Below are 12100 nucleotides of genomic sequence, written 5' to 3'. Positions count from 1 at the left end.
CGGGCCCGGGTGGTAGCATATCCCTCTGATTTCAGCGCCTTTTGCCAATGCTCAGTTTTTTCCGCCGCAAGAAGCCCCAGGACGCCGCCACACCGGACGCGCCCAAGACCCAGCACTACTCGGCTGAAGAGCTGGCGGCGGCATTCCCGTCGGCCGCGCCCGTCGAGGACACCACGGTCGTAGCCGACGCCCCGCCAGCCGTGGCTCCAGCTGAGGCGGTGCCCGTCCCGGCGCCGCCCGCCGCTGCCCCGGCGTCCCCGCCGGCGCCGGCAGCGACCGAACGCGTCCTGGCACCGGAAGACTTCGAGGCCGAGGCACGTGCCGCCGCAGCCGTGCTCGCCCCGCTGGCTCCGGTGATCCCCGCACAGCAGCCCTCCGCACCGGCCGCCGACCTGCCGGTGCTGGTGGATGCCGCACCGGCCCCCGCCGGCAAGTCCGGCTGGCGCGAACGCCTGCGCAACAGCGTCATCGCGCGCAGCTTTGGCGGCCTGTTCTCGCGCAATCCCAAGCTCGACGATGACCTGCTGGACGAACTGGAAACCGCGCTGATCACCGCCGATGTCGGCGTCGGTGCGACCACCGAGCTGGTCGAAGGCCTGCGCAGACGCATGAAGGCACGTGAGTTCGCCGATGCCAACGCACTGCTGGGCGCACTGCGTGCCGACCTGATCGCGATCCTGCAGCCGGTCGCCAGGCCACTGGTGATCGATCGCAACGCCAGGCCCTTCGTGGTGCTGACCGTTGGCGTCAACGGTGTCGGCAAGACCACCACCATCGGCAAGCTGGCCAAGCGCTTCAAGGACGACGGGCACAGCCTGATGCTGGCCGCCGGCGATACCTTCCGTGCCGCTGCCGTGGCCCAGCTGCAGGCCTGGGGCGAGCGCAACGGCGTGGCCGTGGTGGCCCAGGGCCAGAACGCCGACGCCGCCTCGGTGGCCTACGACGCGCTGCAGGCCGGCAAGGCGCGCGGCACGTCGGTGCTGATTGCCGATACCGCCGGCCGCCTGCATACCCAGTCCGGCCTGATGAACGAGCTGGGCAAGATCCGTCGTGTGCTCGGCAAGATCGATCCCGCTGCGCCGCACGAGGTGCTGATGGTGATCGACGGCACCACCGGCCAGAACGCGCTGTCGCAGCTGCGCCAGTTCAACGCCGCGGTGAACGTGACCGGCCTGGTGGTGACCAAGCTGGACGGCACCGCAAAGGGCGGCGTGGTGTTCGCACTGGCCCGCGAGTTCGGCATTCCGATCCGTTTCGCCGGCATCGGTGAGCGCCCGGAAGATCTGCGTGAATTCGATCCGGAAGCCTTCGTCGACGCGCTGCTGCCCGAAGCGCTTGGCAGTGCCTGAGGCCACCGTCGTGCCCGCGGGCGACCCGTTCGTCGCCCGCCTGCTGCACTGGTTCGACGACCACGGCCGCCACGACCTGCCCTGGCAGCATCCGCGCAGCCCCTATAGGGTCTGGTTGTCGGAGATCATGCTGCAGCAGACCCAGGTGGCCACGGTCATCCCCTACTTCCAGCGGTTCCTGCAGCATTTCCCGACCCTGCCCGCGCTGGCCGCGGCCAGCAACGATGCAGTGATGGCGCAGTGGGCCGGGCTGGGCTACTACGCCCGTGCGCGCAACCTGCATGCGGCGGCCCAGCGCTGCGTGGAACTGCATGACGGCGAACTGCCGCGTGATTTCGACGCGCTGCATGCGCTGCCCGGCATCGGCCGCAGCACTGCAGGCGCGATCCTCAGCCAGGCCTGGAACGACCGGTTTCCGATCCTCGACGGCAACGTCAAGCGCGTGCTCAGCCGGTATCACGGCATCGAAGGCTTCCCCGGCCTGCCAGCCATCGAAAAGCAGTTGTGGGCCATCGCCGAAGCGCACGCGGCCCAGGTGCCGGATGGCCGGATGGCCGACTACACGCAGGCGCAGATGGACCTCGGTGCCACCGTGTGCAGCCGCGCCAGGCCCGCCTGCGTGATCTGCCCGCAGCAGCAGGACTGCGTGGCGCGCCGCGAAGGCCGGACCGCCGAGCTGCCCACGCCGAAGCCAGGCAAGGCCCTGCCCGAACGCGAAGCCGTGGCCCTGCTGCTGCGCGATGCCCAGCAGCGCGTGCTGCTGCAGAAGCGACCGGAGACCGGCATCTGGGCGCAACTGTGGACCCTGCCGCAGGCCGACGCCGGTGAAGCGCTGCAGGACTGGTTCGATGCACACGTGGACGGCTCGCTGGAAGATGCCGACGAGCTGCCGGTGCTGCAGCACACCTTCAGCCACTACAGGCTGCACCTGCAGATCCTGTCGCGACAGGTACGCGGCCTGCGCGTGGAAGAATCCTCGCTGCGCTGGGTCACCGCCGACGAACTGCCGACGCTGGGCTTGCCGGCTCCCATCCGCAAGCTGCTTGATGGCACTGCGATCAAACCGCCACAACGCAGATCCAAGAAACCCCGCAACCACGAGTGAGTGCCATGCCCCGAACCGTCTTCTGCCAGTACGAACAACGCGATGCCGAGGGCCTGGACTTCGTGCCCTATCCGGGCGAACTGGGCCAGCGCATCTTCAACCACATCGGCAAGCAGGCCTGGGCGGCATGGCTGGCGCACCAGACCATGCTGATCAACGAGAACCGCCTGTCACCGCGCGACCCGAAGCACCGCGCGTTCCTGGAAGGGGAACTGGTCAAGTTCCTGTTCGAGAAGGACGCGGAGAAGCCCGCCGGCTTCATCCCGGAAGCCTGATCCGGAGATGGCGCCGGCCTAGTTCGCCGGCTCCTCGCGCTCCTGCACCTGCGCCTGCCGCAGCTCCTGTTCCGAAGCACGCAGCGCCTTCACGTCAAGCTTGCGGATGCTGCTGATGAAGCACGGCAGGCGCGGGCCTCCGGTCGGGTCACGGACCAGCACCTTGTCGAAGCGGGCCGACACGCGGTTCATGCGGCTGGTCAGGCCGATGGCGGTCGCAAACGACAGATCCTGGCAGGGGCCGTTCAATTCCAGCAGGTAGGCCTCGCTGGGCCGGGTCCATACCGCCAGTGCACTGTCGCCCAGTTCGGTCCAGCCGTTGAGGCTGCCGAAGAACTGCATGTCATTCTGCGGTGCGCCGGCGTGCGCCCGGTACAGGTCCAGCCGCTCGGCACTGCTCAGGCGGCCGGTGGTCGCACACGCGGCCAGGGCAAGGCAGAGCCCTGCGATCACAAGCGGGGTCTTCATGTCGATCTCCACGGGGAACCGGGGGCCATCATGCGCCTGCCCGGGTATGGGCGGCGAGAATCCCGGTGCCACCGTTCAGGCGCCGGGAGGTGCACGTTGCCGGCCGCTCAGACGTCGGCGTGGGCCAGCTCGTGCAGGCGCCCTTCGCGCAGTTCCAGCACCCGGTCCAGGCGCCGCGCCAGACCGCGGTCGTGGGTGACCAGCACCAGGCTGGTATGGCGGGCACGATTGAGTTCGAGCATCAGGTCGAACACGGTGCCGGCCGTGCGATCGTCCAGGTTTCCGGTCGGCTCGTCGCCCAGCACGCAGGCCGGATGATTCACCAGCGCGCGCGCCACCGCCGCACGCTGGCGCTCGCCACCGGAAAGCTCGCCCGGTTTGTGGTCCAGGCGATGGCCCAGCCCGACCGACTCCAGCAGCAAGGTTGCGCGCGCGGCCGCCTCCTCCACTTCAGGACGACCACGGACGAAGGCGGTGGCCCCGTTGACGATGCTGGCCAGCGCTGTCCCCACCACGCCCAGGCCAGCGAACATCGCCCGCTGTGACATCAGCGAATGCGAGCGGGACAGCAGCAGCGGCATCATCACGTTTTCCAGCGCGGTGAATTCCGGCAGCAGGTGATGGAACTGGTAGACAAAGCCCAGCGCCTGGTTGCGCAGCAGGCCACGTGCGGTATCCGACAGCGCCGACATGCGTTGACCGGCCACGTACACCTCGCCGGCACTGGGTACGTCCAGTCCCCCCAGCAGGTGCAGCAGCGTGCTCTTGCCTGCACCGGACGCGCCGATGATGGCCACGGTTTCACCCGCGGTGACGGTCAGGTTCAGGCCGTCGAATACCGGGGTCTGCATGCGCCCTTCGGCATAGATCTTGCCGAGGTGCTCGGCGCGGATCACCTCCTGGCCGCGGTCAAAGGCTTCATTCATAGCGCAGGGCCTCCGCCGGCTGGGTGCGTGCCGCCCGCCAGGCGGGATACAGGGTGGCCAGGAAGCTCATCAGCAGTGCGACCACGGTGATCACCACCACGTCGCCGGTCTGCATGTCCGTCGGCAGGCCGGTGATGTAGTACACGTCTTCCGGCAGCAGCTTGACGTTGAACACGCGCTCGATGGCACCGAGGATGCGTTCCAGGTTGAAGGTCAGGGTGATGCCGCCGATCAGTCCGGCCAGTGTGCCGAAGATGCCGATCAACGAGCCCTGCACCATGAACACCTGCATCACCCCGGCCGGGGTCAGGCCAAGCGTGCGCAGGATGGCGATGTCCGCCTGCTTGTCGGTGACCAGCATCACCTGCGAGGACACCAGATTGAACGCGCCCATGGCGATGATCAGCGACAGCAGGATGCCCATCACCACTTTCTCCATGCGCAGCGAGTGGTAGAGATTGGCGTTCTGCTGGGTCCAGTCACTCACGCGATAGGCGCCGCCGAGGTTCTGCGCAAGGTCCACGCCGACTTCCAGCGAGCGGTCCATGTCGTGCAGCTTCAGACGCACGCCGGTCGCGCCATCGGCGCGCAGTACGCGCTCGAGATCCTTCATGTTGGCGAAGCCGACGCCGCGGTCGACCTCGTTGTAGCCGGCCTCGAAAATACCGCTGACGGTGAAGCGTTTCATCCGCGGAACGGCGCCTGCAGGTGTGCCCTGCACTTCGGCGAAGGTCACCAGCACCTGGTCGCCGACATCGACGCCCAGCCAGATCGCCAGTTCCTTGCCCAGCAGCAGATTGAAGCTGCCGGGTTTCAGGCTGTCGTAGCTGCCCTTGACCACCTTCTGGTCGATCACCGACACCTTCGGCTCCAGTGCCGGGTCGATGCCCTGGATGATCGCACCCTGCACGCGCGGGCCGCTGATCATCGACTGGATCTCGATATAGGGTGCGGCGCCCGCCACGCGCGGGTCCTTGTTGGCCACGTCCACCACGCGCATCCAGTCCGGCATGGGCTCGCCGTCGCGACTGATGGTGGTATGCGCCGTCATCTGCAGCAGGCGGCTGCGGATTTCCTTCTGGAAGCCGCTCATCACCGCCAGGGTGGTGATCAGCACCGTAACGCCGAGCGCGATGCCCAGGATCGATGCCATCGAAATGAAGGAGATGAAGCCGTTGCGGCGTTTGGCGCGCAGGTAGCGCAGGCCGATGGCCACGGGAATGGGTTTGAACATGCAGGCACGCCGGACGATTCAGCCTATGGTGCCATCGACCGGGCTCGACGGGAAACGGCGCGTGCGGCGACGGCCAGTCGCAGTTCACGTCGCTGCCCGGCATCGAGCACATCCGGCCAGAACAGCAGGCGCCGCTGCCGCCGCCCCTGGCGCCCATGCAGCAACAGCCACGGGCCACGGATCACCAGCTGTGGAGCGTCCAGCGCCTGCCCCGCCACCTGCAGCGGAGCGGGCAACGCCGGCAGGCACACCCTCACCTTCGGCCGGCGCAGGCGCCAGAAGAGCTCGGCCAGGCCCAGCGCCCAGACCAGCAGTACGACGGGAACCAGGGCGTCTCGGGGCAGATCCGAAGCGCGCAGCAGCCAGGGGGCGGCGAGCAGTACCGCCAGATGGGCACCCGCCTGCAGCCGTGAAGGGCGCCACTCAAGGCTTGAGGGCGCGGATCCTGTCCATGAGCGGGATGGCGTGCGCATGCGGGCAGACCTCGTAGCCCATGAACCAGCGCCACAATTTATCGTCCTCACAGTCGAGCAGGAACAGGAAAACCTCGCGCTCTTCGGTCGGCGCAGCGCTCCATTCGCGGTCGAGGTAACGTTCGAACAGCTGGTCCAGTTCGCGCATGCCACGCCGGCAGCGCCAGCGCAGCTTCTTCAGCAGGGTTTCTTCATCCATTGCAGGCCTCCAGATACAGCGAAGCCACGCATGGCGTGGCTCGGCTGGGGTGCGTGCGGCCGCCGTCGATGCGGCCGCATGCGGGATGGATCAGGCGCGACGCTCCATCATGAGCTTCTTGATCTCGGCAATCGCCAGCGCCGGGTTCAGGCCCTTCGGGCAGGTGCGGGCGCAGTTCATGATGGTGTGGCAGCGGTACAGCTTGAACGGATCTTCCAGATCGTCCAGGCGCGCACCGGTGTCCTCATCGCGCGAGTCGATGATCCAGCGGTAGGCCTGCAGCAGGATCGCCGGACCCAGGTAACGCTCGCCGTTCCACCAGTAGCTCGGGCAGCTGGTCGAGCAGCAGGCGCACAGGATGCACTCGTACAGGCCATCGAGCTTCTTGCGGTCTTCCGGCGACTGCAGGCGCTCGCGATCCGGCGGCGCCGGGGTCTGCGTGCGGATCCACGGCTTGATCGAGGCGTACTGCGCGTAGAAGTGAGTCAGGTCCGGAACCAGATCCTTGACCACGTTCATGTGCGGCAGCGGGTAGATCGGCACTTCCTTCTTGCCGCAGTCCGCGATGGCGCGGGTGCAGGCCAGCGTGTTGGTGCCGTCGATGTTCATCGCGCACGAACCGCAGATGCCTTCGCGGCAGGAGCGACGGAAGGTCAGGGTCGGGTCGATCTCGTTCTTGATCTTGATCAGCGCGTCCAGGACCATCGGACCGCAGGCGTCCAGATCGACCTCATAGGTATCGGTGCGCGGATTGCTGTCGTCGTCCGGACTCCAGCGGTAGATCTTGAAGGTACGCACGTTCTTGCCGCCGTTCTTGACGGGGAAGTGCTGGCCCTTCGTGATCTTGGAATTCTTGGGGAGTGAAAACTCGGCCATGGCTGCTCTCGTTGGCTCAGGCGGCCCGCGCCCTCAAGGCGCGGATTGCATGGTAGGCGGGGTCGGATCAGTACACGCGCGGCTTCGGCGGCACCACGGACACGTCATCGGTCAACGTGTACATGTGCACCGGACGGTAGTCGAAGCTGCACTTGCCCTTCTCGTCGACGCTGACCAGGGTGTGCTTCTGCCAGTTGACGTCGTCGCGGTCCGGGAAGTCCTCGTGCGCATGCGCGCCGCGGCTTTCCTTGCGCTGTTCGGCCGAGTTGATCGTCGCCACCGCGTTGAGCAGCAGGTTGTTCAGCTCGTAGGTCTCGATCAGGTCCGAGTTCCACACCAGCGAACGGTCCGAGACCTTCACGTCCTGGAACGAATCGAAGATCTTGTCCATCTTCTCGCAGCCTTCCTTCAGCGTCTGGCTGGTGCGGAAGACGGCCGCGTCGGCCTGCATGGTGCGCTGCATGCGGTCGCGGATGACCGAGGTCGGGGTATCGCCGTTGGCGTGGCGCAGCTTGTCCAGCAGGCCCAGCGCCTTGTCGCAGGCATCGGCCGGCAGCGGCTTGTGCGCCGCGCCCGGCTTGATGGTCTGGGCACAGCGGTTGGCCACCGCGCGGCCGAACACCACCAGATCCAGCAGCGAGTTGGAGCCCAGGCGGTTGGCGCCGTGCACGGACACGCAGGCGGCTTCGCCGATGGCGTACAGGCCCGGCACCACGGCATCGGGGTTGTCGCCGACCTTGCGCACCACTTCACCGTGGTAGTTGGTCGGGATGCCACCCATGTTGTAGTGCACGGTCGGGATGACCGGGATCGGCTGCTTGTGCACGTCGACGCCGGCGAAGATGCGGGCGCTCTCGGCGATGCCCGGCAGCTTGTCATCGATCACGCCCGGGCCCAGGTGGGTCAGGTCGAGCAGGATGTGATCCTTGTGCTCGCCGACACCGCGGCCTTCGCGGATCTCGATGGTCATCGAACGGCTGACCACGTCGCGCGATGCCAGATCCTTGTAATGCGGTGCATAGCGCTCCATGAAGCGCTCGCCGCTGCTGTTGCGCAGGATGCCACCTTCACCGCGGACACCCTCGGTGATCAGGCAGCCGGCGCCGTAGATGCCGGTCGGGTGGAACTGCACGAACTCCATGTCCTGCATGGCGATGCCGGCACGCATGGCCAGGCCGCCACCGTCGCCGGTGCAGGTATGCGCGGAAGTTGCGCTGAAATAGGCTCGGCCGTAGCCGCCGGTGGCCAGTACCACGCCCTGGGCGCGGAACAGGTGCAGCGTGCCGTCGGACATGTCCAGGGCCAGCACGCCGCGGCAGACGCCTTCGTCGTCGAAGATCAGGTCGAGCGCGAAGTACTCGATCATGAAGCGCGCGTCGTGCTTCAGCGACTGCTGGTACAGCGTATGCAGCATCGCGTGGCCGGTACGGTCGGCCGCCGCGCAGGTGCGCTGCGCCGCCGGGCCTTCGCCGTACTTGGTGGTCATGCCACCGAACGGGCGCTGGTAGATCTTGCCTTCGGCGGTACGCGAGAACGGCACGCCGTAGTGCTCGAGCTCGATGATGGCCGGAATGGCCTCACGGCACATGTATTCGATGGCGTCCTGGTCGCCCAGCCAGTCCGACCCCTTGATGGTGTCGAAGAAGTGGTAACGCCAGTCGTCCTCACCCATGTTGCCGAGCGCGGCGGAGATACCGCCCTGGGCGGCGACGGTGTGCGAACGGGTCGGGAAGACCTTGGTCAGGCACACGGTCTGCAGGCCCTTGGCGGCCAGGCCGAACGTGGCACGCAGGCCGGCGCCGCCGGCGCCCACCACGACCATGTCGTACTTGTGTTCGGTGATCTTGTAAGCGGACATCTAGTCTGGATTCCTGTGTAGGTGCCTGGGCTCAGGCAACGCCGAGGGCGATGCGGCCCACCGCGAACACACTGACGATCATGCCGAGCACGGCGACGAACTTCACCGCGGTCTGCAGCACCAGGGCCAGCAGCGATTCGTGGATGTAATCTTCCAGCACGACCTGCATGCCGAGCTGTGCGTGCCAGAACATGGCGATCAGCAGGCCGATCAGCGGCACCGCGTTCCACGGCTTGGCGATGGCAGCAGTGGCGGTCGCGTAGTCGGAACCCAGCAGGCCCAGCACGAAGACCAGGAACCAGATCCCCAGCACCACCAGGGCGGCGGCGGTCAGGCGCTGGTGCACGAAGTGCTCGGTGCCGGTCTTGGCCGAACCCAGGCCACGCACGTTCTTCAGCGGAGTACGGAACTTGCTCACGCGGCACCTCCAAACATCACGTAGGCCCACACCAGCAGGGTGATCACCAGGCTGCCGATGACCGACAGCCAGCTGCTGCGGATGAAGGCGGGGATGCTGAAGCCGATGGCGAAGTCCTGCACCACATGGCGGATGCCATTGCACAGGTGATAGGCGAACGACCATGTCCACGCGAACAGGAACACGCGGCCATACCAGGCCCCGGCATGGCCGGTGAAGCAGTTCCACGAATCGGGCCCCATCATCAGGGCCAGCAGGCCCGCAGCGATGATGAGGGCACCAACAGACAGAAAGACGCCAGTGGCTCGATGCAGGATCGAGGTGGCCATCTGAATCTGCCAGCGATACACCTGAAGGTGCGGGGAAAGTGGGCGTTGTCTGGTCGCCATTCGCTGGGCTCGTTGTCTCGGCTGGGCGGCACGCGGCCGCGTTGGCTCAATGCTGATCAGAAATCGATGCAGCGTCCGTTTTTCTCCCAATCGCCATACCGCACCGGATCGAGTCCGCCGCGGCCGCCGAATTCCTCTGCCTTTTCCTGTTCCACGGGCACGGGTGCCGCAGGGACCAGCGGGGCTTCAGTTTCGTCGTCGGGAGTGGGGGTTGTTTGGCCTATCATGGTCGGTCTCGCAACGCACAAATTTTAGACCTCGTTCACGTGCCTGACAACCTGCCCCCTGCTTTCGTCGGATATCCACGCCTTCCGGGCCACCAGCTGGTGAGCCTGCAGGGCGTGGACGCAGCTGCCTTCGCCCACGCCCAGTTCAGCAGCGATGTCCTCGCTCTGCCCCAGCAGCACTGGCAGTGGAGCGCCTGGCTGAGTGCCAAGGGCCGCACCCTGGCGGTGTTCCAGCTGCTCCGGCTGGCTGAGGATCACGTGATGCTGGTGTTCGCCGATGGCGACGCGGATGCGACTGCGTCGCAACTGCAGCGTTTCGTGTTCCGCCGCAAGGTCAAGGTGCAGCTGCGCGACGATCTGGCCGTGGCCGGCACGTTCACCGCACCGGAAGCGGCTACCGGCGCGGCGATCGCCGCCAATGCAGGCGGTTGGGAGCTGGACCTGGGCAGCGACGCGCTGCCGCGCGCGCTGCGCATCGGTGCCGCTGACACCTTCCCGGCCGGTGGGCCGGACGACGACGTGGCCTTTGCATTGGCCTGGCGCCAGGCTGACCTGCGGTATGGCCTGCCCCGGCTGGAGCAGAGCCAGCGCGAGGTGTGGACGCCGCAGCAGTTGGGGCTGGACCGTCTGAACGGCTACAGCGTGAAGAAAGGCTGCTACCCGGGCCAGGAAATCGTCGCCCGCACCCACTTCCTCGGCAAGGCCAAGCGCGCGGTGCAGCTGCTGCACACCCATGCGCCGGCGCAGGCCGGTGACGGCGTGCAGCAGGACGGCGCGGCACTGGGCACGATCGCCAGCGTAGCCGGCGATCTCGCGCTGGCGGTGCTGCCGCTTGAAACGAGCGACGCTGCGCTGCAGGTCGGCGATGCGCCCGCGCAGCGGATTCCACTGCTGGATGGCCTGGCGCGCTGAGGCTGCGCCCCATCCACGCAGGGCGGGGATCTGCCGATGACGCCGGGCATGGCCCGGCGCCACCAAGTCTTACAGGCGCTCGCCGGTTTCCGCGTTGAAGAAGTGCAGGCCCTGCGGATGGATCGCCACGCGGATGTCCTCGCCCACGGCCGGCAGCGCCTGCGGCGCCACCCGCATGGTCAGTGCATGCTGGCCGCTGCTGAGGTTGACGAAGATCTCGTTGCCGACCGGCTCGATGCCCTCGATGCGCGCAGTGAACGCATGCGCGTCATCTCCCGTCGCCGGCTGCAGGTGCTCCGGGCGCACGCCGACGTTGATCGGCTTCTGCAGCCACGCGGGGTCGATCGTGGCCTGGCCCAGCGGCGCGCGCCACTCACCCTCGACCACCGTCACGCCGCCCGCATCGCCCTGCAACGTCCCGCGCAGCACGTTCATCGCCGGGCTGCCGAGGAAACCGGCCACGAACAGGTTGGCCGGGCGGTCATACAGCGCCATCGGCGTATCGATCTGCTGGATGATGCCGTCCTTGAGCACCACGATGCGCTGGCCCAGCGTCATCGCTTCGACCTGGTCGTGCGTGACATAGATCATGGTCGTACCCAGCTTGCGGTGCAGCTGCGCGATCTCGGTACGCACGCTGTGGCGCAGCTTGGCATCGAGATTGGACAGCGGCTCGTCGAGCAGGAACACCGCAGGTTCGCGCACCAGCGCGCGCCCCAGCGCAACACGCTGGCGCTGGCCACCTGACATCGCCTTGGGCAGCTTGTCCATCATCTCGGTCAAGCCAAGCGTCTGCGCCGCTTCGGCAATCCGCCTGTCGATGGTGGCCTTGTCGTGGCCACGCAGCTTCAGGCCGAACGCCAGGTTCTCGGCCACGGTCATGTGCGGGTAAAGCGCATAACTCTGGAACACCATGGCGATGTCGCGATCCTTCGGTGCCACATCGTTGACCACGCGGTCACCGATGCTCAGCGTGCCACCGCTGATCTCCTCCAGGCCTGCCACCATCCGCAGCAGGGTCGACTTACCACAGCCGGAAGGACCGACCAGCACCATCAGTTCGCCATCGGCGACCTCGAAAGTGGCGTCCTTCACCGCAACCTGGCCGTTGTCGTAGACCTTGCGCACACCCTGCAACTGCACTTTTGCCATATCACCTGATCCGGTCTGCCCGACGCCGGGCTGTCTTTTGGGACTGCCTCGGCCCTCCCGATGGCAGCAATGATTGCGCGACTGCCGCATGACGGCGAGCACTGCAATCGAATACAGTTGCCCATTCTGCCATGTAAACGTTTTCACGTGGCACTATCCGATGGTCGGTGCGCACCGACCTGCGTCGGCGGACAATGGAACGTTCGCCGGTGCGGTGGTTTCGAATGGAACGGCCTGCC

The 12100-nt window shown here is 66.8% G+C and carries 15 protein-coding genes; 4 read left to right on the top strand and 11 right to left on the bottom strand.

Translation table 11 applies throughout. The features are described 5' to 3' along the window. Positions 1 to 47: 47 nt before the first annotated feature. From ftsY to N8888_RS07160, 3 genes are read left to right on the top strand one after another with little or no spacing between them, the layout of a single operon-like run. Positions 48 to 1349: a signal recognition particle-docking protein FtsY gene (gene ftsY, locus N8888_RS07170; protein ID WP_065181286.1), complete on the top strand. Its 1302-nt coding sequence runs from the start codon at positions 48 to 50 to the stop codon at positions 1347 to 1349. Next, positions 1342 to 2454: an A/G-specific adenine glycosylase gene (mutY, locus tag N8888_RS07165; RefSeq protein ID WP_231107715.1), complete on the top strand. Its 1113-nt coding sequence runs from the start codon at positions 1342 to 1344 to the stop codon at positions 2452 to 2454. Before ftsY ends, mutY begins: the two co-directional genes overlap by 8 nt. Positions 2455 to 2459: 5 nt before the next feature. Then, on the top strand, positions 2460 to 2729 hold the full coding sequence (locus tag N8888_RS07160) for an oxidative damage protection protein (protein WP_065174958.1): 270 nt from the start codon (positions 2460 to 2462) through the stop codon (positions 2727 to 2729). Between the two features lie 18 nt (positions 2730 to 2747). Here N8888_RS07160 and N8888_RS07155 read toward each other — a convergent pair whose 3' ends face one another. The 10 genes from N8888_RS07155 to N8888_RS07110 form a co-directional block, all read right to left on the bottom strand. Then, entirely contained in the window at positions 2748 to 3197 is a 450-nt protein-coding gene (locus tag N8888_RS07155; RefSeq protein ID WP_053517332.1) for a DUF6491 family protein, read from the bottom strand. 107 nt (positions 3198 to 3304) lie between these two features. Beyond that, complete coding sequence (locus tag N8888_RS07150; RefSeq protein ID WP_263177918.1) at positions 3305 to 4123, bottom strand: ATP-binding cassette domain-containing protein; 819 nt, start codon at positions 4121 to 4123, stop codon at positions 3305 to 3307. Beyond that, positions 4116 to 5357: a lipoprotein-releasing ABC transporter permease subunit gene (locus N8888_RS07145; protein ID WP_065174956.1), complete on the bottom strand. Its 1242-nt coding sequence runs from the start codon at positions 5355 to 5357 to the stop codon at positions 4116 to 4118. Before N8888_RS07145 ends, N8888_RS07150 begins: the two co-directional genes overlap by 8 nt. Before the next feature lie 23 nt (positions 5358 to 5380). Beyond that, positions 5381 to 5830, bottom strand: a complete 450-nt coding sequence (locus tag N8888_RS07140; RefSeq protein ID WP_080375252.1) for a hypothetical protein — start codon at positions 5828 to 5830, stop codon at positions 5381 to 5383. Then, positions 5781 to 6029, bottom strand: coding sequence for an FAD assembly factor SdhE (locus N8888_RS07135; RefSeq protein WP_053517299.1), 249 nt, complete (start codon positions 6027 to 6029; stop codon positions 5781 to 5783). Before N8888_RS07135 ends, N8888_RS07140 begins: the two co-directional genes overlap by 50 nt. Before the next feature lie 90 nt (positions 6030 to 6119). Beyond that, complete coding sequence (locus N8888_RS07130; RefSeq protein ID WP_053517298.1) at positions 6120 to 6905, bottom strand: succinate dehydrogenase iron-sulfur subunit; 786 nt, start codon at positions 6903 to 6905, stop codon at positions 6120 to 6122. A gap of 67 nt (positions 6906 to 6972) precedes the next feature. Then, positions 6973 to 8763, bottom strand: a complete 1791-nt coding sequence (gene sdhA / locus N8888_RS07125; RefSeq protein ID WP_263177917.1) for a succinate dehydrogenase flavoprotein subunit — start codon at positions 8761 to 8763, stop codon at positions 6973 to 6975. Positions 8764 to 8794: 31 nt separating this feature from the next. Continuing rightward, on the bottom strand, positions 8795 to 9181 hold the full coding sequence (gene sdhD / locus N8888_RS07120; protein WP_053517295.1) for a succinate dehydrogenase, hydrophobic membrane anchor protein: 387 nt from the start codon (positions 9179 to 9181) through the stop codon (positions 8795 to 8797). Further along, complete coding sequence (gene sdhC / locus N8888_RS07115) at positions 9178 to 9570, bottom strand: succinate dehydrogenase, cytochrome b556 subunit (protein WP_004153151.1); 393 nt, start codon at positions 9568 to 9570, stop codon at positions 9178 to 9180. Before sdhC ends, sdhD begins: the two co-directional genes overlap by 4 nt. A gap of 56 nt (positions 9571 to 9626) precedes the next feature. Beyond that, positions 9627 to 9797, bottom strand: a complete 171-nt coding sequence (locus tag N8888_RS07110; RefSeq protein WP_074901279.1) for a DUF1674 domain-containing protein — start codon at positions 9795 to 9797, stop codon at positions 9627 to 9629. A 39-nt stretch (positions 9798 to 9836) separates the two neighbouring features. On the opposite strand from N8888_RS07110, the gene N8888_RS07105 reads away from it, so the two are divergent. Beyond that, entirely contained in the window at positions 9837 to 10709 is an 873-nt protein-coding gene (locus tag N8888_RS07105) for a CAF17-like 4Fe-4S cluster assembly/insertion protein YgfZ (protein WP_263177916.1), read from the top strand. A 69-nt stretch (positions 10710 to 10778) separates the two neighbouring features. On the opposite strand, the gene N8888_RS07100 is transcribed toward N8888_RS07105, so the two are convergent. Next, on the bottom strand, positions 10779 to 11861 hold the full coding sequence (locus N8888_RS07100; RefSeq protein ID WP_065181281.1) for an ABC transporter ATP-binding protein: 1083 nt from the start codon (positions 11859 to 11861) through the stop codon (positions 10779 to 10781). Between the last annotated feature and the right edge of the window lie 239 nt (positions 11862 to 12100).

The sequence above is a fragment of the Stenotrophomonas maltophilia genome, assembly GCF_025642255.1.
Taxonomy (GTDB): Bacteria; Pseudomonadota; Gammaproteobacteria; order Xanthomonadales; family Xanthomonadaceae; genus Stenotrophomonas; species Stenotrophomonas maltophilia_P.
This window is presented reverse-complemented; position numbering and strand designations above follow the sequence as displayed.

Excerpts from the sequence above, each read along its gene's own strand:
- N8888_RS07135 (WP_053517299.1), bottom strand. The coding sequence starts at position 6,029 with ATGGATGAAGAAACCCTGCTGAAGAAGCTGCGCTGGCGCTGCCGGCGT.
- N8888_RS07100 (WP_065181281.1), bottom strand. The coding sequence starts at position 11,861 with ATGGCAAAAGTGCAGTTGCAGGGTGTGCGCAAGGTCTACGACAACGGC.
- N8888_RS07130 (WP_053517298.1), bottom strand. The coding sequence starts at position 6,905 with ATGGCCGAGTTTTCACTCCCCAAGAATTCCAAGATCACGAAGGGCCAG.
- sdhC (WP_004153151.1), bottom strand. The coding sequence starts at position 9,570 with ATGGCGACCAGACAACGCCCACTTTCCCCGCACCTTCAGGTGTATCGC.
- N8888_RS07155 (WP_053517332.1), bottom strand. The coding sequence starts at position 3,197 with ATGAAGACCCCGCTTGTGATCGCAGGGCTCTGCCTTGCCCTGGCCGCG.
- sdhA (WP_263177917.1), bottom strand. The coding sequence starts at position 8,763 with ATGTCCGCTTACAAGATCACCGAACACAAGTACGACATGGTCGTGGTG.
- N8888_RS07160 (WP_065174958.1), top strand. The coding sequence starts at position 2,460 with ATGCCCCGAACCGTCTTCTGCCAGTACGAACAACGCGATGCCGAGGGC.
- N8888_RS07140 (WP_080375252.1), bottom strand. The coding sequence starts at position 5,830 with ATGCGCACGCCATCCCGCTCATGGACAGGATCCGCGCCCTCAAGCCTT.
- N8888_RS07110 (WP_074901279.1), bottom strand. The coding sequence starts at position 9,797 with ATGATAGGCCAAACAACCCCCACTCCCGACGACGAAACTGAAGCCCCG.
- N8888_RS07150 (WP_263177918.1), bottom strand. The coding sequence starts at position 4,123 with ATGAATGAAGCCTTTGACCGCGGCCAGGAGGTGATCCGCGCCGAGCAC.
- N8888_RS07145 (WP_065174956.1), bottom strand. The coding sequence starts at position 5,357 with ATGTTCAAACCCATTCCCGTGGCCATCGGCCTGCGCTACCTGCGCGCC.
- ftsY (WP_065181286.1), top strand. The coding sequence starts at position 48 with ATGCTCAGTTTTTTCCGCCGCAAGAAGCCCCAGGACGCCGCCACACCG.